This is a genomic window from Pseudomonas akapageensis, from assembly GCF_011355085.1.
Taxonomy (GTDB): domain Bacteria; phylum Pseudomonadota; class Gammaproteobacteria; order Pseudomonadales; family Pseudomonadaceae; genus Aquipseudomonas; species Aquipseudomonas akapageensis.
In genome coordinates, this window is the sequence record NZ_VXCP01000016.1 from 78,917 (window position 1) to 98,660 (window position 19,744).

The following is a 19,744-nucleotide window of genomic DNA, read 5'->3' on the forward strand; positions in this document are numbered from 1 at the left end:
CTATCTGTACATTTCTGACCAGACGGGTTCGGCGCTACACTTTGCCCCCCCACCGATACGGCCAACACGAGGCTCACGCATGCAATATCGCGATTTGCGCGACTTTATCCGCGGCCTGGAAGAGCGCGGCGAACTCAAGCGCATCCAGATCCCGATATCCCCTGTCCTGGAAATGACCGAAGTCTGCGACCGCACCTTGCGTGCCAAAGGCCCGGCACTGCTTTTCGAAAAGCCGACGGGCCATGATATTCCGGTGTTGGGCAACCTGTTCGGCACGCCCGAGCGCGTGGCCCTGGGCATGGGTGCCGAAGCGGTCAGCGAATTGCGTGAGATCGGTAAGCTGCTGGCCTTCCTCAAAGAGCCCGAGCCACCCAAGGGCCTCAAGGATGCCTGGTCGAAACTGCCGATCTTCAAGAAGATCATTTCCATGGCGCCCAAGGTCGTCAAGGATGCACCGTGCCAGGAAGTGGTCATCGAAGGTGACGATGTCGATCTGGGCATGTTGCCGGTGCAGACCTGCTGGCCCGGCGATGTCGCGCCGCTCATTACCTGGGGTTTGACCGTCACCAAGGGTCCGAACAAGGATCGGCAGAACCTGGGGATCTATCGTCAACAGGTGATCGGCCGCAACAAGGTCATCATGCGCTGGTTGAGCCATCGTGGTGGCGCGCTGGATTTCCGTGAATGGTGCGAGAAACATCCGGGCAAGCCGTTCCCGGTGTCGGTGGCGCTTGGTGCCGACCCTGCGACCATTCTGGGGGCCGTGACGCCGGTGCCGGACAGCCTGTCCGAGTACGCCTTCGCCGGGCTGTTGCGTGGTCACCGTACCGAGCTGGTCAAATGTCGCGGCAACGACCTGCAGGTACCGTCCAGTGCCGAAATCGTCCTGGAAGGGGTCATCCACCCGGGTGAGATGGCGCCCGAAGGGCCCTATGGCGACCATACCGGTTACTACAACGAGGTCGACAGCTTCCCGGTCTTCACCGTTGAGCGCATTACGCATCGGATCAAGCCGATTTACCACAGCACCTACACCGGGCGTCCACCGGATGAGCCGGCGATTCTCGGCGTGGCGCTGAACGAAGTGTTCGTTCCGATCCTGCAGAAGCAGTTTCCGGAAATCACTGACTTCTACCTGCCACCTGAAGGCTGTTCCTACCGTATGGCGGTGGTGACCATGAAGAAGCAGTATCCGGGGCACGCCAAGCGTGTAATGCTCGGAGTGTGGTCGTTTCTGCGACAATTCATGTACACCAAGTTCGTTATCGTCACTGACGACGATATCAACGCACGGGACTGGAACGACGTTATCTGGGCAGTCACCACGCGCATGGACCCCAAGCGCGATACGGTGATGATCGACAACACGCCGATCGACTACCTGGACTTCGCCTCGCCAATCTCGGGGTTGGGCTCGAAAATGGGCCTGGATGCAACCAACAAGTGGCCGGGTGAAACCACCCGTGAGTGGGGTCGGGTCATCGTCAAGGACGAGGCTGTCACACGCCGGATCGATGAACTCTGGAACCAATTGGGAATAGATTGATGCGTGTAACCTTGCAGCCGTCCGGTGCCGTCCTGGAGATGTTGCCCGGCGAACGGATTCTGGAAGCGGCTCAGCGCCTGGGCTATGAGTGCCCGCAAAGTTGTCGCAATGGCAATTGCCATATCTGCTCCGCTTTGCTGGTCGATGGGCGGGTGCGCCAGGATGGTGAGGTTCGCGATCATGGCGAACTCTATACCTGTATCGCCGAGCCCCTGGAAGACTGCACTGTGCTCTGGGATGGTGTGTTGGCCCCGGGCGAATTGCCGGTGCGCAGCATGGCCTGCCAGTTGAGCGAGTGCGTCGAGCTTGGTGGTGACGTCTGGCGCGTGCGCTTGCGCGCGCCTGCCGGCAAGCCTCCCCGTTATCATGCCGGGCAGTACTTGATGCTCGAACGTGAGAATGGCGAGAAATCGGCCTTTTCCCTGGCCTCGGCGCCGCATTTGGGGCGCGAGCTGGAAATGCACGTGCTGGTACGCGAGGCCAGCGCGCAAAGCCTGATCGAGCAGCTGCAGCGTAATCGCATGGCCAGGGTGCAACTGCCCTTTGGTGATACTCATCTGGCTGAATTGCCGGATGGTCCGCTGGTATTGATTGCCGCAGGTACCGGCATGGCGCAGATGCACAGCTTGATCGAGCATTGCCGCGCCAAGGGCTTCAAGTATCCGGTGCATTTGTATTGGGGGGTCCGGCGTCCGGAAGATTTCTATCCGATCGAACACTGGGACCAGTGGGAGCAATTGCCCAATCTTCAACTGCACAAGGTGGTCAGCGATCTGTGGGGCTGGGAAGGGCGTTGCGGCATGCTGCACGAAGCGGTCTGCGAGGATTTCACGGATTTGTCCAACGTGCATGTCTATGCCAGCGGTTCGCCGGCAATGATTTATGCCACCCTCGATGCCTTGGTCACTGCGGGCATGGACGCGCATCAGATGCGTGCGGATGTCTTTGCTTATGCCCCAAGAAGTTAACTATCCGCCATCGCTGAACTTCGGGCCACAATTGACCCATGAGCAACTGGTCAATTCCGTTGAAACTACCATGCGTCTGCATAAGGGTGGGCCGGTCTGGCTGTTTGCTTATGCCTCGCTGATCTGGCGTCCGGAATGTTCGGCCGTTGAGCGCCGGCGCGCGCGGGTGCATGGCTACCATCGCGGGCTTTACCTGTGGTCTCACGAGCACCGTGGCACTCCGGAATGCCCTGGCCTGGTATTTGGTCTGGACCGTGGTGGTTCTTGCAGTGGCTTCGCGTACCGATTGCCGGAAGAAACCTTGCAAGAATCCCTGTTGGCGCTCTGGCAACGTGAAATGCCCTATCCCTCTTATCGCCCGCACTGGCTGAGCTGCCGCCTTGACGACGGCACCAAAGTCCAGGCACTGGGCTTCGTGCTGGAGCGGCATTTGCCCAGCTATGCCGGCAACCTGCCTGATCACCTGCTTAGCCATATCCTGGCCAGTGCCAGTGGCCGTTATGGCACGACACGCGACTATGTCGAGCAGACGATCAGCGCGTTGCGTAGTCATGCGATGCCGGATCGCAATCTTGAAGCGCGGTTCAAGCGTTGCCATTCAAAACATTGATTGTTGTCGAATCGCTATCTTCGTCGGATAAAAAACAAAGCCAAGGGCGTATTGGCTTTGTTTTATGATTTTCGGATGATTTTATTCAATCGTCGATGATGGATGAGTCATATAGGTCCCCGCTCGCCATGGGCAATGCCAGGATATCCTCCAGCGAGGATTCATAGCGCAGCATGCAGCCTTTTCTGCCATATCCGTTATCTAAAGTTATAGAGATTTTAGAGTTTTCGAGAGCTGCTACTTTGCTGACATTGGTAATGTTCAGGGCAATCCTGGCGCTCGCCAGGGCATAGCCTGCATTGAAAAGAATGAGGGTGAGGCTGTCTGGTCCGCTGCGACCATTTTTTTGATAGTAAATCCGGATTTTGTCCAGCACTTGTCCGCAAAATTCAAAGTTTGCGGAGAGGGAGTTCATATTCCTCCCTTCTGCGTTTATGGATATTTGCTTGGTAGGAGGTGTCAGGAGCGCCAGGTCATTCAGCGTAAACAGAAAATCGTCATGAAGCGCATCTTCTGCTCTGGGGAAAGTGAATTTTTTAGATCGTGGTGATCTTGGATTTGCTTCTCTGCCTGCTTGGCTACTGGTAATAATTATTTGTTGCATTTTTATCTTCCTTGATATGTGTTGGGGTTTGCACGACAAGGAAGGTATTGCGATTTATCGATGCAGAGGCGATAAATAATTATTTTTCTGCGAGCTCGACAGATAGCCCGAGCATTTCTGGGCGAATGCTCGGGCCGTGTTTTCTCGTATCAACGCACCTGCACCACAACCTTGCCGACGGCCTTGCGTTGCCCCAGGGAGTCGATCGCTGCGCCAGCGCGCTCAAGTGGATACGTCTGCGATACCAAAGGCTTCAATTTCCCTTCGCCATACCAGCTGAACAACTCCTTGAAGTTCGCCGCATTATCGGCCGGCTGACGTTGAGCGAACGAGCCCCAGAACACGCCGATCACCGCAGCGCCCTTGAGCAGCGCCAGATTCACCGGCAGTTCCGGAATGCGCCCACTGGCGAAACCGACCACCAGCAGGCGACCGTTCCAGGCGATGGAGCGGATAGCCTGGTCGAACAGGTCGCCGCCGACCGGGTCGTAGATTACATCCGCGCCGTTACCGTCCGTCAGGCGCTTGATTTCGTCCTTGAGGCTGGATTCGCTGTAGTTGATCAACTCGTCGGCACCCGCGGCCTTGGCCACGGCGAGTTTGTCGGCGCTGCTGGCGGCGGCGATCACCCGCGCACCCATGGCCTTGCCGATTTCCACGGCGGCCAGGCCAACGCCACCGGAGGCGCCGAGTACCAGCAGGGTTTCACCCGGTTGCAGTTGGCCGCGCTGCTTGAGCGCATGCATGGAGGTGCCATAGGTCATGCTAAAGGCTGCGGCCGTGGTGAAATCCATTTGTGGCGGGATCGGCAGGGCGTTGTAGCTCGGTACGGCAACCTGCTCGGCGAAGCTGCCCCAGCCGGTCAAGGCCATCACCCGGTCGCCCACTTTCAGATGGCTGACCTTTTCGCCCACCGCGCTGACCACGCCTGCGGCTTCACCGCCGGGAGAAAAAGGGAAGGGCGGCTTGAACTGGTATTTGCCTTCGATGATCAAGGTGTCCGGGAAGTTGACCCCGGCGGCATGTACATCCAGCACAATCTCGTTCTTCTTGGCTTGAGGGCTGGCGACTTCATCTAGTACCAAGGTCTCGGCCGGACCAAACGCTTTGCACAACACTGCTTTCATCGGGCTATTCCTTTGAAGGTGATGGCCGATAAGTGTAGGTAGGCAAGAATTCGGGTCAATGAGCATGTCCGGGCCTGATGCCCTGATATAAGCTCTGGCGTCGCGTTTGCGCCGTGGATCGTGGGCTGGTCAGGCCGGCGCCAACTGTATGAGGATAGAATTGTGAAATCGTGGATCTTGATGTTGCTGGCCCTGTCGTTGCCAATGGCAGTGGTTGCCGAGGAAGAGGGAGACGGGGCGGCAAAAGTCTCTTATGTGACCCTGAACCCGCCGCTTGTAGGGAATTACGCCCTGGATGGCAGTGCGAAGTTGCGCGTCTATAAAGCCGATGTGTCACTGCGAGTGACCGGCGACGAGGCGATGAAAACCGTCCAGCTCCACGAGCCTTTGATCCGCAATCAGCTGGTAGCGCTGTTTTCCCAGCAGACCGTGGAGTCCATGGGCAATGTCGAGTCCAAGGAAAAGCTGCGCCAGGAAGCGCTGAAGCAGACCCAGCAGGCGCTCAACCAGGAAGAAGGCAAGCCCATCGTCGAAGACCTGCTCTTCAATAACCTGATCGTGCAGTGATCAACGTAATGCCAGAACCGCCGCCCATTGTTCGGCGGTGACCGGCATCACGGAAAGCCGGCTGCCTTTCTGTACCAGCGCCAACTCCGCCAAGGCTGTCTGTTGTTTCAGGTAGCCGAGGCCTAGCACTTTTTTGAAGGTCTCGGCGTGGGTTACGTTCACCGCGGTCCAGGGATTTTTTTCGGTGCTGGCCTTGGCGTCGAAGTAAACGCTTTCCGGGTCCAGGGCAGTCGGGTCCGGGTAGGGCGGGCTGTGGATCAGGGCGATCCCGGCAATGCCGGGTTCCGGGCAGCTGGAGTGATAGAAGAAAAACGCGTCGCCAGGCGCCATGGTTCGAATGAAATTACGCGCCTGATAGTTGCGCACGCCATCCCAGCGGGCCTCTCCCAAGCGTTCCAGATCCTTGATCGAGAGTTCGTCGGGCTCGGATTTCATCAGCCAATAGGCCATCTGAATTGTTCCTTTTTTGAGCATGAAACAACCTGTTTCATGTTTGAAATGGAAACCGACAGTCGGTGCTCGGCAACGTTTGCGTGTCGCTTCGCGTTGTCGGAGAATGCGCGCATTTTAAGCTTGACGCTGCTGCACGGCCTATAAGAAAAACCGTTGCTGACATCGTGCTTTGTTTGCCTGAAGGGGGGCAATCGATGAATCGCAAACCGGACTTGTTGTGGATTTTGACCATTTTGTTTGGTCTTGGTGTAGTCACCACCGGCTACGCACAGACGTTGTGGGAGCGTAAGGCCGACGCTCCAATCGAGATGACCGCACCCCAGCAGCGCTGAACGTCCTCGGCGATGCCACTCAGTCCAGTGGCATCGCTGGTGCAAGATACCAGCCCTTGTCCGATACCGTGCCTTGCAGCGGTACGTCCCAACTGGCCTGGGCAAGCCTTTCGACTTTCTGGCATTCGTGTGCCAATCCCAGCAGGACAGGTTTCTTCCAGGCCTTGCGGCGGCTTTGATAAGCCAGGCTGCGGTCATAGAAACCGCCACCCATGCCCAGGCGTCCGCCAACTTCATCGAAACCGACCAATGGCAGCAGGATCAGGTCCAGTGCCCAGATGTGCCGTTGCCGTGCGATCGATACATGAGGCTCGAGAATACGAAAGCGATTGGGCCGAAGTTTCTCGCCATGAGCGACGCGCTGGAAGACCATCCTGGTTCTTGGCCAGGCATTGAGCACCGGCAAATAGGTAGCCTTGCCCCGCCGCTGGGCTTCGCGCAGCAGCAGGCGTGGATCGATTTCACAATCATTGGGCAGATACAGTGCGATATGTCGCGCCTTGCGAAACAAGGGGTGCTGTGCCAGCTGGCGGTAGAGACCGTGAGCGGCCCGGCGTTGTTCGGCAGGGGTAAGGGCGCGACGCGCATCGCGAAGCAGGCGACGCAATTGTGGACGAGTGAGCGGCACGGTCTGGGTCATGGCGCGATCGATCCTTGGGCGAGTACCACGCACTGGGTGGCCTCGCAAACACCCGTGCGCAGAAGGCATGGGCAAATAAAATCAGACTCCCCGACGAACCGCTGTCGGTGTAGCCCTTGAACCCGAAAGTTCAAGGTGGAGATTGCAGGAGGCGTTAAGGCTTTCCGTCAAGCGGACATGCACACCGGCCCCAACGTGCAACCCCCGTGGTTGTGCGTATCGGCTCAGGGACATGACCGACTGGCAAGCACTCCAGGGAGCGGCGCAAGTATACCTGAAACTCAGCTCGATTTTGTACGGTCGTCGGTCGAAAGCGCCAGATCGACGCGTTCGAGCAAGTCGCGCACCTGTTCACGGGTCGAACTGCTGGCCTGGACGTCGGGCTGATCGTGCTTGTGCAGCAGGTCGTGGGTAATGTTCAAGGCAGCCATCACGGCGATGCGGTCGGCACCGATGACTTTGCCGCTGCTACGGATTTCACGCATCTTGCCGTCGAGATAACGGGCGGCACTCACCAGGTTGCTGCGTTCTTCCGGTGGGCAGATGATCGAATATTCTTTATCGAGGATCTGTACGGTGACGCTATTGCTTGAACTCATGAGTCTTGCTCCAGGGCCTTGAGGCGCGAAATCATCGATTCGACCTTACGCCGGGCGATTTCGTTTTTTTCTATGAGGTGTGCGCGCTCCTCGCGCCAGGACTTTTCCTGAGCTATTAGGAGTCCGTTTTGCCGTTTTAGTTGCTCGACTCGATCAATCAGCAGTTCGAGTCGGCCCATCAGCGCTTGCAGCTCGGTCTCTTGCATTGGTTCCCACTCGATTCGATCTGACAGGAGGTTGCTGGCCCGATCCCGCGGTGGCCCTCTAGACCTGCGATTCTTGCACCCATAAGTTGCCGAGTTGGCCGCGTCGATAGTCTTGGCGCGCCTGCCGGTGCTAGGATACAAGGTCTTCATTCTAGTCATTGCGCCGCTTGGCGCCTAGTTGCCCATGCCTATTCAAAACTCGCCGTACACCGCTTTTGCCGCATTGCTTTCCAGCAGTGGCCACCCTGTCACCCCTGCCGAACTGCACGGGCTGTTGCTCGGCCGCAGCTGCGCCGGCGCAGGCTTCGATGTCGACGGCTGGCTGGCTGACGCCGCAGAATTGCTCGAAAACGAGCCAAAGGACAACGTTCGCAATGCTTTGATCGGCCTGCAAGAGATGGTCAAGGGCGAGCTTACCGGTGACGACATGGCTGTGGTCCTGTTGTTGCCGTCCGATGACGCGCCGCTCACCGAGCGTGCTGCAGCCTTGGGCCAATGGTGCCAGGGGTTCCTCACAGGCTTTGGCTTGAATACCCCCGACAAAAGCGCCCTGAGCAGCGAAGCCAACGAAGTGCTGCAGGATCTGGCCGCCATTTCCCAGGTACAGGATGCCCTGGAAGAGTCCGATGATGGCGAAAGCGACTATATGGAAGTCATGGAATACCTGCGCGTGGCGCCACTGTTGCTCTTCACCGAGCTGAACAAGGGTGTTGAAACCGCGCCGGCGAAACCTTCCCTGCATTGATCAATGGACTCCCTCTGCCCATGACCCACATCCCGAAGTCGGAATACGCCCGTCGACGCAAGGCACTGATGGCACAGATGGAGCCCAACAGCATCGCCATCCTGCCTGCCGCCGCGGTGTTCATTCGCAACCGCGACGTCGAACACGTCTATCGCCAGGACAGTGACTTTCAGTACCTGAGCGGCTTTCCCGAGCCGGAGGCGGTGATCGCCCTGATTCCCGGCCGCGAGCACGGCGAATACGTGTTGTTCTGCCGCGAGCGCAATCCGGAGCGCGAGCTGTGGGACGGTCTTCGCGCCGGCCAGGAAGGTGCGATCCGCGATTTTGGCGCCGACGATGCCTTTCCGATCGCTGATATCGACGACATCCTGCCGGGCCTGATCGAAGGCCGTGACCGGGTCTATTCAGCGATGGGCAGCAATGCCGAATTCGACCGGCACCTGATGGACTGGATCAACGTGATCCGCTCCAAGGCGCGCATGGGGGCGCAGCCGCCCAACGAGTTCGTTGCACTCAGTCACCTGCTGCATGACATGCGCCTGTACAAATCTGCAGCCGAAGTGAAGGTGATGCGCGAAGCGGCAGCGATCTCGGCGCGTGCCCATGTGCGTGCCATGCAGGCCAGTCGTGCCGGTTTGCACGAATTCAGCCTCGAAGCGGAGCTGGATTACGAATTTCGCAAAAGCGGAGCGAAGATGCCGGCCTACGGCTCGATCGTGGCGGCGGGCCGCAACGCCTGCATTCTCCACTACCAGGAGAACGACGCGTTGCTCAAGGACGGCGACCTGGTTTTGATCGATGCCGGTTGCGAGATCGACTGCTACGCCAGCGACATCACCCGTACTTTTCCGGTCAACGGCAAGTTTTCGCCCGAACAGAAGGCGATTTACGAGCTTGTGCTCAAAGCCCAGGAGGCGGCTTTCGCGGCCATCGCCCCCGGCAAGCACTGGAACCAGGCTCACGAGGCGACCGTGCAAGTCATCACCGAAGGGCTGGTGAACCTGGGGTTGCTGCAGGGCGACGTGCAGGAACTGATCGCCAGCGAAGCCTACCGGGCGTTTTACATGCACCGTGCCGGGCACTGGCTGGGCATGGATGTGCACGATGTGGGCGACTACAAGGTCGGTGGCGAATGGCGGGTTCTTGAACCGGGCATGTCCCTGACCGTTGAACCGGGCATTTACATCGCACCGGATAACCAGAACGTCGCGAAAAAGTGGCGTGGCATTGGTGTACGCATCGAGGATGACGTAGTGGTAACCAAACAAGGGTGCGAAATCCTGACTCATGGCGTACCGAAAACGGTCGCCGAAATCGAAGCCTTGATGGCTGCCGCGCGAACCCAAGCGGCATGAACCGGGTCAATCTGGCAATCATCGGTGGCGGCCTGGTTGGCGCGAGCCTGGCCCTGGCCCTGCAAAGCGGCGCCAAGGCGCGCGGCTGGAAGATCACCCTGATCGAGCCCTTCGCTCCCGGCGACACTTTTCAGCCCAGTTACGATGCCCGATCTTCGGCATTGTCGTTTGGTACCCGGCAAATCTACGAGCGTCTGGGGTTGTGGCAGCAGATCAGCCGCCGCGCCGAACCCATCCGCCAGATCCAGGTGTCCGATCGTGGGCGCTTTGGCGCAACCCGCCTGACCGCGATTGAAGAAGGCGTTCCAGCGCTCGGCTATGTGGTGGAAAACGCCTGGCTTGGCCAATGCCTGTGGCAGGGCCTGGATCATGATGTGGTCAGTTGGCGATGCCCGGCTGAAGTCACGCAGATGCAGGCGCTGGAGGACGGTTACCGTCTGTCGCTCAATGACGACACGATCCTGGATTGCGATCTGGCCGTGCTGGCCGATGGGGGCCGCTCCGGCCTGCGCGAACAATTGGGTATTCACGTCCGGCAACGGCCCTACCACCAGAGTGCGCTGATCGCCAACATCACACCGAGCGAAACGCATTGCGGCCAAGCCTTCGAACGCTTCACCGAAGACGGCCCGATGGCCCTGCTGCCGCTGCCGGAGAATCGTTGCGCACTGGTCTGGACCCGAATCGGGATGGACGCCAAACGCCTCGCCGAGATCGACGAGCGCAGTTTCCTCAGTGAGTTGCAGGGCGTATTCGGTTTTCGGCTTGGTGCCTTGCGCCAGGTTGGTGCCCGGCATCTGTACCCGCTGGCACTGATTGAGGCGCAGGAACAGGTGAGGTCGCATCTGGTGGTGCTGGGCAACGCCGCGCACAGCTTGCACCCGATCGCCGGGCAAGGGTTCAACCTGTCCCTGCGTGACGTGCAGTCGCTGGCCGATGCCTTGCTGGCCGGGCCGCCGACACCGGGTGACTTTGCCACGCTGCAGGCCTACCGCGAGCGTCAACGGCTGGACCAGAATCTGACGGTGGGCTTCTCCGACCAGGTGACCCGGCTATTCGGATCATCGCAACCACTGCTTGCTACCGGTCGCAACCTGGGCTTGCTCGGCCTCGATCTGCTGCCACCGGCCAAGCGCTGGTTCGCCCGCCAGGCCATGGGCCTGGGCACCCGCCCGGACCAACAGGGTTGAACATGGTAACCACGGACAAACCGCGGCTCGACAACACCATTAACCTGCGGCTCAAGCCGCAAGCGAGACAGGCTTAAGCATGGACATGCGCGCAGATTTGTTGATCGTCGGTGCCGGAATGGTTGGCAGCGCCCTGGCGCTGGCACTGCAGCACAGTGGCCTGGAGATTCTCGTGCTCGACGGTAGCCCGCTGAGCGTCAAGGCCTTCGATCCGCAGGCCCCTTTCGAGCCTCGGGTCAGCGCCTTGTCGGCGGCCAGCCAGCGTATTCTCGAGCGCCTGGGGGCCTGGGAAGGCATGCAGGAGCGTCGTGTCAGCCCTTATGCAGACATGCGCGTCTGGGATGGCAGCGGCACCGGGCAGATCCACTTCTCGGCCGCCAGCGTGCATGCCGATGTGCTGGGGCATATCGTCGAAAACCGGGTCGTCCAGGATGGATTGCTGGAACGTCTCCACGACAGTGAAATCGGCTTGCTGGCCAACGCCCGGCTGGAGCAGATGCGTCGTTCCGGCGACGAGTGGCTGCTGACCCTGGCCGATGGCCGGACCTTGCGCGCGCCGCTGGTGATTGCTGCCGACGGTGCCAATTCGGCCGTGCGCCGCCTGACGGGGTGCGAGACCCGTGAGTGGGACTATTTGCATCATGCCCTGGTGACCAGCGTACGCTGTGAGGGGCCTCACCAGCGTACGGCCTGGCAGCGGTTCACCGATGACGGCCCGCTGGCCTTTCTGCCGTTGCTACGCGATGGCCACCAAGACTGGTGCTCGATCGTCTGGTCGACGACCCCGGGCGAGGCTGAACGCTTGATGGCCCTGGGCAACGAAGCATTTTGCCGTGAGCTGGAAAGGGCCTTCGAAGGGCGACTGGGCGCAGTACTCGAGGCCGACCCTCGGGTTTGCGTGCCACTGCGTCAGCGGCATGCCAAGCGCTATGTGGCCGAAGGCCTGGCCTTGATCGGCGATGCGGCGCACACCATCCACCCGCTGGCCGGGCAGGGGGTCAACCTGGGCTTTCTCGATGCCGCGGTGCTGGCAGAAGAGCTGCAGCATGCGCTCGAGCGCGGTGAGCGTCTGGCCGATGTGCGGGTGTTGAGCCGTTACGAGCGTCGCCGCATGCCCCACAACCTCGCCCTGATGGCTGCAATGGAGGGCTTCGAACGGCTGTTTCAGGCCGATCCACTACCCGTGCGCTGGTTGCGCAACAGTGGCCTGAAATGGGTCGAGCAACTGCCTGAAGCCAAGGCCGTATTCGTGCGCCAGGCCTTGGGTTTGAGTGGCGATCTGCCGGAGTTGGCCAAGCCCTGACGGGCTGTGCAACATCTGGTAACTCCTCGATTTCGAGTTCGGTTGAGATGGCAAATGTGAACCACTACCATTTCGCCTTTCATTCGATATCGAGGACTGCCCGATGTTCCCACGCAAGCAACTCCTGGCCGCACTGGCTCTCACGGTGTTCGGCACTGGCGTCCAGGCGGCTGACGAGGTAGTGGTCTATTCCTCGCGCATCGACGAACTGATCAAGCCGGTGTTCGACGCCTACACCGCCCAGACCGGGGTCAAGATCAAGTTCATCACCGACAAGGAAGCGCCGCTGATGCAGCGCATCAAGGCCGAGGGCGAGAACGCGACTGCGGACCTGCTGCTTACCGTGGATGCCGGCAACCTCTGGCAGGCCGAGCAAATGGGCATCCTGCAACCGATCAAGTCCACCGTGATCGACGCCAATATCCCGCAGCAATACCGTGCCTCTTCACACGATTGGACGGGCCTCAGCCTGCGCGCTCGAACAATTGCCTACTCCACAGATCGGGTCAAACCCGAAGAGTTGAGCACTTACGAAGCCCTGGCTGACAAAAAATGGGAAGGCCGCCTGTGCCTGCGCACGGCGAAGAAGGTCTACAACCAGTCGCTGACCGCCACCCTGATCGAAACCCATGGTGAGGCAAAGACCGAAGAGATTCTCAAGGGCTGGGTCAGCAACCTGTCCACCGACGTGTTCTCCGATGATGTCGCAGTGCTGGAAGCGATCAACGCCGGGCAGTGCGACGTGGGTATCGTCAATACCTACTACTATGGCCGCCTGCACAAGCAGAAGCCGGATCTGCCGGTCAAACTGTTCTGGCCAAACCAGGCTGACCGTGGCGTACACGTCAATCTTTCCGGCATCGGCATGACTAAATATGCTCCACATCCTGAAGCAGCCAAGGCATTGGTGGAGTGGATGACCGGTGCCGAGGCCCAGAAGATGTTTGCCGGGATCAACCAGGAATTTCCAGCCAACCCGAAAGTGGAACCTTCCGCTGAAGTGGCCGGCTGGGGTAGCTTCAAGGCCGATTCCTTGCCTGTGGAAGTGGCTGGCAAGCGCCAGGCCGAGGCGATTCGCCTGATGGATCGGGCTGGCTGGAACTGAGTCGCTGGGTATACTGCGCCCCGGATTTTTACCGCGGCGCACGCTTTTGAATGCCCTTCGATATCAGAGAAATCCCAATTGGCCCACCCCGCCCAACGCCGCTGGTACCCGCTGGTCTTCATCATAGCCGCGCTCATACTGCTCCCACTCAGCGTCCTGGTGTTGTCCTGGCAAACGGTGGACCAACAGATCTGGGCGCACCTCTGGGACACCCAGATGACTCGCCTGCTGGGCAATACGCTGACGTTGATCCTCGGCGTGGGTATCGGCGTCACCCTGCTCGGCGTCAGCCTGGCCTGGCTCACCAGCCTGTGCGAATTCCCGGGTAGGCGCTGGCTCGACTGGGCACTCATGCTGCCTTTTGCGATTCCCGCTTACGTGCTGGCCTTTGTCTTTGTCGGCCTGCTGGACTTCGCCGGCCCCGTCCAGATGTCGTTGCGCGAGTGGTTCGGGCCCATGCGCTTGCCCCGCGTGCGCTCCACGGGTGGGGTGATCACTGTTCTGGTGCTGGTGTTCTACCCTTACGTCTATTTGCTTGCCCGAACGGCGTTCCTGGCCCAGGGCAAGGGTTTGATGGAGGCGGCGCGTGTGCTTGGCCAGACGCCTCTGCAAGCGTTCTGGCGGGTCGCCTTGCCAATGGCGCGGCCGGCCATTTTCGCAGGCGTTGCCCTGGCATTGATGGAAACCCTGGCTGATTTCGGTGCCGTGGCGGTATTCAATTTCGACACCTTCACGACGGCCATCTACAAGACCTGGTATGGCTTTTTCAGCCTCTCAAGTGCGGCGCAACTGGCCAGCCTGTTGCTGTTGGCCGTCATGCTGGTGCTGTATGGCGAGCGACGAGCCCGCGGCGCGGTGCGATCGACCAATGAGCGGCCACGCGGTAAGGCGCTGTACCACCTGCGGGGTATCAAGGCACTGGCTGCCAGCGGTTGGTGCCTGCTGGTGTTCGCTTGTGCCTTCGTGATTCCGGTCCTGCAATTGCTGGTGTGGTTCTGGCAGCGCGGCCGATTCGATCTTGATGAGCGCTATGCCGGACTGATCCTGCATACCCTGTATCTTGGGGCGATGGCGGCATTGATCACTGTCAGCGTCGCGTTGCTGTTGGCTTTTGCTCGCCGCCTGGCGCCGACCCGAGCCATCAGGGCAGGAGTAAGCCTCGCCAATCTCGGTTACGCCTTGCCCGGGTCGGTGCTGGCAGTTTCGATCATGCTTGCCTTCAGCTACCTGGATCGCGAGTTGGTGATTCCTCTCTCCAGCTGGCTCGGCGGGGCAGGCAAACCGTTGCTGCTGGGTAGTCTAGCGGCCTTGTTGATGGCCTATCTGGTGCGGTTCATAGCCGTTGCCTATGGCCCGCTGGAAAACAGTCTGGCGCGGATCAGGCCCTCTTTTCCCGAAGCGGGCCGCAGCCTGGGTGTCAGCGGCCCGCGCCTGTTCTTCAAGGTTTACCTGCCTTTGCTGGTACCCGGCGCGCTGAGCGCAGCCTTGCTGGTATTCGTCGATGTACTCAAGGAAATGCCCGCCACCTTGCTGATGCGTCCCTTTGGCTGGGACACCCTGGCGGTGAAGATTTTCGAAATGACCAGCGAGGGCGAGTGGTCGCGGGCCTCGTTGCCGGCCCTGACGCTGGTGCTGGTCGGTTTGTTGCCGGTCATCGGTTTGATCCGACGTTCGGCCCGGCATAACGGTCAAAATCGCTGACACTTCAGCACATAGGTGTCAGCCTTCCGGCTTGCGGCTACAATGCGCGGCATTCGATGCGGCCGGTTATTGCGATCGGCTGGCTGGGACGCTTGCAAGCCTCTGTTTCAGACGCTTGCAGCTCAGGTTGCAACGACCGCATCTTCGCCACGCCCGGAAGGAGAAACCCATGGGACAGCGTACGCCTCTTTATGACCTGCACCTCGCGCTCGGCGCGAAGATGGTCGACTTTGGCGGTTGGGACATGCCCCTGCATTACGGCTCGCAAGTCGAAGAGCACCATCAAGTGCGTCGCGACTGCGGCGTTTTCGATGTGTCGCACATGACGATAATCGATGTTGCGGGCAACCAGGCCAAGGCCTGGCTCAGGCATTTGCTGGCCAATGATGTCGACCGACTGCAAGCCCCTGGAAAGGCGTTGTACAGTGCGATGCTCAACGAATCGGGGGGCGTGGTCGACGACATGCTCGTCTACCTCACCGAAGACGGTTACCGCCTCGTCGTCAATGCCTCGACCCGCGACAAGGACCTGGCCTGGATGCAGGCGCATCTGGCGGGTTTTGATGTGCAAGTGCAGGAAAGGCCCGAGCTGGCGATGCTGGCCATACAAGGCCCGCTGGCCCGGCAGAAGGTTGCCGAACTGGTAAGCCAATCGCGTGCCGCGCTGATTCAGCAACTCAAACCCTTCGAAGGCCAGACGGACGGTGACTGGTTTATCGCCCGCACCGGCTATACCGGAGAAGATGGCCTGGAAATCATCCTGCCTGCCGAACGGGCGCCTGCATTTTTCAACGATCTGGTTGGCGCGGGTATTGCTCCCAGCGGTCTTGGCGCGCGAGATACCTTGCGCCTGGAAGCGGGCATGAACCTGTATGGCCAGGATATCGATGAAGATCATTCGCCCCTCGTCTCGAACATGGCCTGGACCCTGGCCATGGCCCCCCTGGAGCGCGATTTTATCGGCCGTACCGCCCTGCAAGCCGAGCAGGCGGGTGGCGTGAAGCTCAAACTGGTCGGCCTGGTGCTGGAAGAGCGGGGGGTTCTGCGCGCTCACCAGGTGGTCCGCATCGCCGAGATTGGCGAAGGAGAGATTACTAGTGGTAGTTTCTCACCTACATTAAGCAAGTCGATTGCGCTGGCGCGGGTGCCGATGGCAACCGCTGACCGAGCCGAAGTGGAAATACGCGGCAAGTGGTACCCGGTTCGCGTGGTAAAACCCACGTTCGTTCGTCATGGCAAAATCCTGATCTGAATTATTCTGGCGGCCTACCGCTGACCCTGTTGAGGACAAAAATATGAGCGATATCCCTGCCGACCTGCGTTTTGCCGAGAGCCATGAGTGGGCTCGTCTGGAAGCTGATGGCACCGTGACCGTCGGTATTTCCGACCACGCTCAGGAAGCCCTGGGTGATGTGGTGTTCGTCGAATTGACTGAAGTAGGCAAGGTCTTTGCCGCTGGTGATCAGTCGGGCGTAGTCGAGTCGGTGAAGGCTGCCTCGGACATCTACGCGCCGATTGCCGGTGAAGTGATTGCGGTCAATGAAGAGCTGAGCGGTAGTCCGGAACTGCTGAACTCCGATCCTTATGGTGCCTGGATCTTCAAATTGAAGCCAAGCAATGCCGCTGACCTGGACAAATTGCTCGACGCTGCCGGCTACAAAAACGCCATCGGCGAATAGTTTTAACGCACAAACGGCAATCCCTTTCTAGACTCAATAAGCCTCGACCTGTCGAGGCTTGGTCTTAAAAGAGAGAGCCGTCATGTCCCAGTTGCCGTCCCTGAGTCAACTGCAAGACCCGAATGCCTTCCTGCGCCGCCACCTTGGCCCCGATGCCAATGAGCAGCAAGCCATGCTCCAGTCCCTCGGCCTGAGCAGTCGGGTCGAGCTGATCGAGCAAACGGTGCCCCCGGGAATCCGCCTAAACCGGGCGTTGTATTTGCCGCCGGCACTGGATGAAGAAGCGGCGCTGGCCAAACTCAAGGGCTATGCCGAGCAGAATCAAGTCTGGACCAGCCTGATCGGCATGGGCTATCACGGCACCCTCACGCCGACCGTCATCTTGCGCAATGTGCTGGAAAATCCTGGCTGGTACACCGCCTATACCCCTTATCAACCGGAAATCGCCCAGGGTCGACTGGAGGCATTGCTGAACTTCCAGCAGTTGACCATCGACCTGACCGGGCTTGAGCTGGCCAATGCTTCGCTGCTCGATGAGGCGACGGCGGCTGCCGAGGCCATGGCCCTGGCCAAGCGCGTGGCCAAATCAAAAAGCAATTTGTTCTTCGTCGATGAAAACTGCCACCCGCAGACACTTTCCGTGGTGCAGACCCGGGCCGAAGGGTTCGGCTTCGAGCTGGTCATCGATTCTGTGGATAACTTGAGCAAGCACAAGGTATTCGGCGCCTTGCTGCAGTACCCCGATACCCATGGCGAGATCCATGACTTGCGGCCGCTGATAGAACAGCTGCACAACCAACAGGCATTGGCCTGTGTTTCGGCGGACTTGCTGAGCTTGCTGGTGCTGACGCCGCCCGGTGAGTTGGGGGCGGACGTGGTGTTCGGAACATCCCAGCGCTTTGGTGTGCCGATGGGTTACGGCGGCCCCCATGCCGCGTATTTTGCCTGCCGAGATGAGTTCAAGCGGGCGATACCCGGGCGCATCATCGGTGTTTCCAAGGATGCTCGTGGCAACGTTGCCCTGCGCATGGCCCTGCAGACCCGTGAGCAGCATATTCGCCGCGAAAAGGCCAACTCGAACATCTGCACCGCCCAGGTACTGCTGGCCAACATTGCCAGCTTCTATGCGGTGTATCACGGTCCCGAGGGACTGAAGCGGATTGCCCAACGGGTCCACCGCCTGGCCTGCATCCTCGCCGCCGGCCTGGAAAGCAAAGGGGTAAAGCGGCTCAACCGACAGTTCTTCGATACCTTGACCCTGGACGTCGGCGGCAGCCAGACCGCCATTATCGAAAGTGCCCAGGCAGCGCAAATCAACCTGCGCATTCTCGGCCGGGGAGAATTGGGCGTCAGTCTCGATGAGACCTGCAGCGAAGAAACTGTGGCGCGTCTGTTCGATGTTTTCCTGGGAGCCGATCACGGACTGCAAGTGGCCGAGCTGGACGCTCAGGATCTGCCCGGGGGGATACCTGCCGGGCTGTTGCGAACCTCCGCCTTTCTGACTCACCCAGTGTTCAACCTGCATCACAGTGAAACCGAGATGCTGCGTTACCTCAAACAATTGGAAAACAAGGATCTGGCGCTCAATCAGTCCATGATTCCGTTGGGCTCCTGCACCATGAAGCTCAACGCCAGCAGCGAGATGATTCCGATCACCTGGCCCGGGTTTGCCCAACTGCATCCGTTTGCTCCGACCGATCAGGCTCAGGGCTACAAGGCGATGATCGACGAGTTGCAGGACTGGTTCTGTGCAATTACCGGTTTCGACGCCATTTGCATGCAACCCAACTCCGGTGCCCAGGGTGAATACGCGGGGCTTCTGGCCATTCGCAAATACCATGAGAGCCGTCAGCAGGGGCAGCGCAATCTCTGCCTGATCCCGGCGTCTGCTCACGGTACCAATCCTGCGTCGGCGCAGATGGCCGGCATGCAGGTGGTCATCGTCGAATGCGATGATGCCGGCAACGTCGACCTTGACGATCTCAAAGCCAAGGCCGAAGCGGCAGGAGACAAACTGTCATGCCTGATGGCGACGTATCCTTCGACCCATGGTGTCTATGAAGAAGGCATCAGCGAAATGTGCGAAGTGATCCATGCCCATGGCGGCCAGGTGTACATGGACGGCGCCAACCTCAATGCCCAGGTCGGCCTGACCCGGCCAGCGGACATTGGCGCTGATGTTTCGCACATGAACCTGCACAAGACGTTCTGTATTCCCCATGGAGGAGGTGGTCCGGGCATGGGCCCGATTGGCGTCCGTGCTCACCTGGCGCCGTTCGTTGCCAATCACCCGGTCATTTCGCTGGAGGGGCCGGACCCAAAAAACGGCGCCGTCAGTGCCGCGCCCTGGGGCAGTGCGAGCATCCTGCCGATCAGCTGGATGTACATCGCCATGATGGGGCCGGAGTTGGCTGATGCCAGCGAGGTGGCCATCCTGTCCGCGAATTACGTGGCGCAACAGTTGGCGGGGGCTTTCCCGGTGCTCTATCGCGGGCGCAACGAGCGCGTGGCGCATGAGTGCATTCTCGACTTGCGTCCACTCAAGGCGCAGACCGGCATCAGCGAGGAGGACGTTGCCAAGCGCCTGATGGACTATGGTTTCCATGCCCCGACGATGTCGTTCCCGGTACCTGGAACATTGATGGTCGAGCCGACTGAAAGCGAGTCCAAGGCCGAATTGGACCGTTTTATCGAGGCCATGTTGAGCATTCGGGCGGAAATCGCTGAGGTTCAGAATGGCAACTGGTCTGCGGAAGACAACCCGCTCAAGCGCTCACCCCATACCCTGGCCGATATCATCGGCGTCTGGGAGCGGCCTTACAGTATCGCCCAGGCCGTCACCCCCAGCACTCACACGCGGCTGCACAAGTATTGGCCAGCGGTGAATCGGGTCGACAATGTCTATGGGGATCGAAATCTGTTTTGCGCGTGTGTGCCGTTGGATGAGTATCGGTGAGTCAGTGCGGGCTTCATCGCGGGCAAGCCCGCTCCCACAGAAGTTCTATGTATATCGT

20 protein-coding genes and 1 other RNA gene are annotated in these 19,744 nt (G+C 59.7%); 14 read left to right on the forward strand and 7 right to left on the reverse strand.

Annotation, left to right across the window (positions count from 1 at the left end; translation table 11 throughout):
- The first annotated feature begins 79 nt into the window (after nucleotides 1-79).
- The 3 genes from ubiD to F2S13_RS12295 are packed head-to-tail and all read left to right on the forward strand — an operon-like array spanning nucleotide 80 to nucleotide 3,124.
- Entirely contained in the window at nucleotides 80-1,546 is a 1,467-nt protein-coding gene (gene ubiD / locus F2S13_RS12285; RefSeq protein ID WP_166361052.1) for a 4-hydroxy-3-polyprenylbenzoate decarboxylase, read from the forward strand.
- Complete coding sequence (locus F2S13_RS12290) at nucleotides 1,546-2,514, forward strand: CDP-6-deoxy-delta-3,4-glucoseen reductase (protein ID WP_166361054.1); 969 nt, start codon at nucleotides 1,546-1,548, stop codon at nucleotides 2,512-2,514. Before ubiD ends, F2S13_RS12290 begins: the two co-directional genes overlap by 1 nt.
- Nucleotides 2,498-3,124, forward strand: coding sequence for a gamma-glutamylcyclotransferase (locus tag F2S13_RS12295; RefSeq protein WP_246237883.1), 627 nt, complete (start codon nucleotides 2,498-2,500; stop codon nucleotides 3,122-3,124). Before F2S13_RS12290 ends, F2S13_RS12295 begins: the two co-directional genes overlap by 17 nt.
- Nucleotides 3,125-3,209: 85 nt before the next feature.
- Here the strand turns inward: F2S13_RS12295 and F2S13_RS12300 are convergent, their stop codons facing one another.
- Nucleotides 3,210-3,728, reverse strand: a complete 519-nt coding sequence (locus F2S13_RS12300; protein WP_166361058.1) for a hypothetical protein — start codon at nucleotides 3,726-3,728, stop codon at nucleotides 3,210-3,212.
- 149 nt (nucleotides 3,729-3,877) lie between these two features.
- Nucleotides 3,878-4,855, reverse strand: coding sequence for an NADPH:quinone oxidoreductase family protein (locus tag F2S13_RS12305; RefSeq protein WP_166361060.1), 978 nt, complete (start codon nucleotides 4,853-4,855; stop codon nucleotides 3,878-3,880).
- A 162-nt stretch (nucleotides 4,856-5,017) separates the two neighbouring features.
- On the opposite strand from F2S13_RS12305, the gene F2S13_RS12310 reads away from it, so the two are divergent.
- The gene (locus tag F2S13_RS12310; protein ID WP_166361062.1) at nucleotides 5,018-5,422 is read left to right on the forward strand and encodes a flagellar basal body-associated FliL family protein; all 405 of its coding nucleotides are present in this window, start codon (nucleotides 5,018-5,020) and stop codon (nucleotides 5,420-5,422) included.
- On the opposite strand, the gene F2S13_RS12315 is transcribed toward F2S13_RS12310, so the two are convergent.
- Nucleotides 5,423-5,872 carry an EVE domain-containing protein gene (locus tag F2S13_RS12315; RefSeq protein ID WP_166361064.1) on the reverse strand — a complete coding sequence of 150 codons (450 nt, stop codon included), beginning with the start codon at nucleotides 5,870-5,872 and terminating at the stop codon, nucleotides 5,423-5,425.
- A 197-nt stretch (nucleotides 5,873-6,069) separates the two neighbouring features.
- On the opposite strand from F2S13_RS12315, the gene F2S13_RS12320 reads away from it, so the two are divergent.
- Entirely contained in the window at nucleotides 6,070-6,207 is a 138-nt protein-coding gene (locus F2S13_RS12320; protein WP_166361066.1) for a hypothetical protein, read from the forward strand.
- Nucleotides 6,208-6,226: 19 nt separating this feature from the next.
- On the opposite strand, the gene F2S13_RS12325 is transcribed toward F2S13_RS12320, so the two are convergent.
- The 4 genes from F2S13_RS12325 to F2S13_RS12340 all read right to left on the reverse strand — a co-directional run bounded on the left by F2S13_RS12325 (nucleotide 6,227) and on the right by F2S13_RS12340 (nucleotide 7,652).
- Nucleotides 6,227-6,847 carry a 5-formyltetrahydrofolate cyclo-ligase gene (locus F2S13_RS12325; protein ID WP_166361068.1) on the reverse strand — a complete coding sequence of 207 codons (621 nt, stop codon included), beginning with the start codon at nucleotides 6,845-6,847 and terminating at the stop codon, nucleotides 6,227-6,229.
- 83 nt (nucleotides 6,848-6,930) lie between these two features.
- Nucleotides 6,931-7,109, reverse strand: a non-coding RNA gene (gene ssrS / locus F2S13_RS12330) — 6S RNA.
- 19 nt (nucleotides 7,110-7,128) lie between these two features.
- Nucleotides 7,129-7,446: a cell division protein ZapA gene (locus tag F2S13_RS12335; RefSeq protein WP_166361070.1), complete on the reverse strand. Its 318-nt coding sequence runs from the start codon at nucleotides 7,444-7,446 to the stop codon at nucleotides 7,129-7,131.
- Nucleotides 7,443-7,652, reverse strand: a complete 210-nt coding sequence (locus tag F2S13_RS12340; RefSeq protein WP_166361072.1) for a TIGR02449 family protein — start codon at nucleotides 7,650-7,652, stop codon at nucleotides 7,443-7,445. Before F2S13_RS12340 ends, F2S13_RS12335 begins: the two co-directional genes overlap by 4 nt.
- 184 nt (nucleotides 7,653-7,836) lie before the next feature.
- On the opposite strand from F2S13_RS12340, the gene F2S13_RS12345 reads away from it, so the two are divergent.
- The 9 genes from F2S13_RS12345 (at nucleotide 7,837) to gcvP (ending at nucleotide 19,686) form a co-directional block, all read left to right on the forward strand.
- The gene (locus F2S13_RS12345) at nucleotides 7,837-8,397 is read left to right on the forward strand and encodes a YecA/YgfB family protein (protein ID WP_166361074.1); all 561 of its coding nucleotides are present in this window, start codon (nucleotides 7,837-7,839) and stop codon (nucleotides 8,395-8,397) included.
- 20 nt (nucleotides 8,398-8,417) lie between these two features.
- Nucleotides 8,418-9,752: a Xaa-Pro aminopeptidase gene (gene pepP / locus F2S13_RS12350; protein ID WP_166361076.1), complete on the forward strand. Its 1,335-nt coding sequence runs from the start codon at nucleotides 8,418-8,420 to the stop codon at nucleotides 9,750-9,752.
- Nucleotides 9,749-10,942, forward strand: a complete 1,194-nt coding sequence (gene ubiH / locus F2S13_RS12355) for a 2-octaprenyl-6-methoxyphenyl hydroxylase (RefSeq protein ID WP_166361078.1) — start codon at nucleotides 9,749-9,751, stop codon at nucleotides 10,940-10,942. The genes pepP and ubiH overlap by 4 nt, the downstream gene beginning before the upstream one ends.
- A gap of 85 nt (nucleotides 10,943-11,027) precedes the next feature.
- The gene (locus F2S13_RS12360) at nucleotides 11,028-12,245 is read left to right on the forward strand and encodes a 2-octaprenyl-3-methyl-6-methoxy-1,4-benzoquinol hydroxylase (protein ID WP_166361530.1); all 1,218 of its coding nucleotides are present in this window, start codon (nucleotides 11,028-11,030) and stop codon (nucleotides 12,243-12,245) included.
- Nucleotides 12,246-12,348: 103 nt separating this feature from the next.
- A complete protein-coding gene (locus F2S13_RS12365; protein ID WP_166361080.1) occupies nucleotides 12,349-13,350 on the forward strand; it encodes an extracellular solute-binding protein in 1,002 nt (333 codons plus the stop codon).
- A gap of 78 nt (nucleotides 13,351-13,428) precedes the next feature.
- Entirely contained in the window at nucleotides 13,429-15,051 is a 1,623-nt protein-coding gene (locus F2S13_RS12370; protein WP_166361082.1) for an ABC transporter permease, read from the forward strand.
- Between the two features lie 169 nt (nucleotides 15,052-15,220).
- Nucleotides 15,221-16,303 carry a glycine cleavage system aminomethyltransferase GcvT gene (gcvT, locus tag F2S13_RS12375; RefSeq protein WP_166361084.1) on the forward strand — a complete coding sequence of 361 codons (1,083 nt, stop codon included), beginning with the start codon at nucleotides 15,221-15,223 and terminating at the stop codon, nucleotides 16,301-16,303.
- Nucleotides 16,304-16,346: 43 nt separating this feature from the next.
- Nucleotides 16,347-16,730: a glycine cleavage system protein GcvH gene (gene gcvH, locus F2S13_RS12380; RefSeq protein ID WP_166361086.1), complete on the forward strand. Its 384-nt coding sequence runs from the start codon at nucleotides 16,347-16,349 to the stop codon at nucleotides 16,728-16,730.
- 82 nt (nucleotides 16,731-16,812) lie between these two features.
- The gene (gene gcvP, locus F2S13_RS12385; RefSeq protein WP_166361088.1) at nucleotides 16,813-19,686 is read left to right on the forward strand and encodes an aminomethyl-transferring glycine dehydrogenase; all 2,874 of its coding nucleotides are present in this window, start codon (nucleotides 16,813-16,815) and stop codon (nucleotides 19,684-19,686) included.
- The last annotated feature ends 58 nt before the right edge of the window (nucleotides 19,687-19,744 follow it).

What these genes read in the sequence shown, in the direction of transcription:
- F2S13_RS12360 (WP_166361530.1), top strand. Translation starts at nt 11,028, where the DNA reads ATGCGCGCAGATTTGTTGATCGTCGGTGCCGGAATGGTTGGCAGCGCC.
- F2S13_RS12295 (WP_246237883.1), top strand. Translation starts at nt 2,498, where the DNA reads ATGCCCCAAGAAGTTAACTATCCGCCATCGCTGAACTTCGGGCCACAA.
- F2S13_RS12315 (WP_166361064.1), bottom strand. Translation starts at nt 5,872, where the DNA reads ATGGCCTATTGGCTGATGAAATCCGAGCCCGACGAACTCTCGATCAAG.
- gcvT (WP_166361084.1), top strand. Translation starts at nt 15,221, where the DNA reads ATGGGACAGCGTACGCCTCTTTATGACCTGCACCTCGCGCTCGGCGCG.
- F2S13_RS12335 (WP_166361070.1), bottom strand. Translation starts at nt 7,446, where the DNA reads ATGAGTTCAAGCAATAGCGTCACCGTACAGATCCTCGATAAAGAATAT.
- F2S13_RS12345 (WP_166361074.1), top strand. Translation starts at nt 7,837, where the DNA reads ATGCCTATTCAAAACTCGCCGTACACCGCTTTTGCCGCATTGCTTTCC.
- gcvH (WP_166361086.1), top strand. Translation starts at nt 16,347, where the DNA reads ATGAGCGATATCCCTGCCGACCTGCGTTTTGCCGAGAGCCATGAGTGG.
- ubiH (WP_166361078.1), top strand. Translation starts at nt 9,749, where the DNA reads ATGAACCGGGTCAATCTGGCAATCATCGGTGGCGGCCTGGTTGGCGCG.
- F2S13_RS12300 (WP_166361058.1), bottom strand. Translation starts at nt 3,728, where the DNA reads ATGCAACAAATAATTATTACCAGTAGCCAAGCAGGCAGAGAAGCAAAT.
- F2S13_RS12325 (WP_166361068.1), bottom strand. Translation starts at nt 6,847, where the DNA reads ATGACCCAGACCGTGCCGCTCACTCGTCCACAATTGCGTCGCCTGCTT.
- F2S13_RS12320 (WP_166361066.1), top strand. Translation starts at nt 6,070, where the DNA reads ATGAATCGCAAACCGGACTTGTTGTGGATTTTGACCATTTTGTTTGGT.
- ubiD (WP_166361052.1), top strand. Translation starts at nt 80, where the DNA reads ATGCAATATCGCGATTTGCGCGACTTTATCCGCGGCCTGGAAGAGCGC.
- F2S13_RS12340 (WP_166361072.1), bottom strand. Translation starts at nt 7,652, where the DNA reads ATGCAAGAGACCGAGCTGCAAGCGCTGATGGGCCGACTCGAACTGCTG.
- F2S13_RS12365 (WP_166361080.1), top strand. Translation starts at nt 12,349, where the DNA reads ATGTTCCCACGCAAGCAACTCCTGGCCGCACTGGCTCTCACGGTGTTC.
- pepP (WP_166361076.1), top strand. Translation starts at nt 8,418, where the DNA reads ATGACCCACATCCCGAAGTCGGAATACGCCCGTCGACGCAAGGCACTG.
- gcvP (WP_166361088.1), top strand. Translation starts at nt 16,813, where the DNA reads ATGTCCCAGTTGCCGTCCCTGAGTCAACTGCAAGACCCGAATGCCTTC.
- F2S13_RS12290 (WP_166361054.1), top strand. Translation starts at nt 1,546, where the DNA reads ATGCGTGTAACCTTGCAGCCGTCCGGTGCCGTCCTGGAGATGTTGCCC.
- F2S13_RS12305 (WP_166361060.1), bottom strand. Translation starts at nt 4,855, where the DNA reads ATGAAAGCAGTGTTGTGCAAAGCGTTTGGTCCGGCCGAGACCTTGGTA.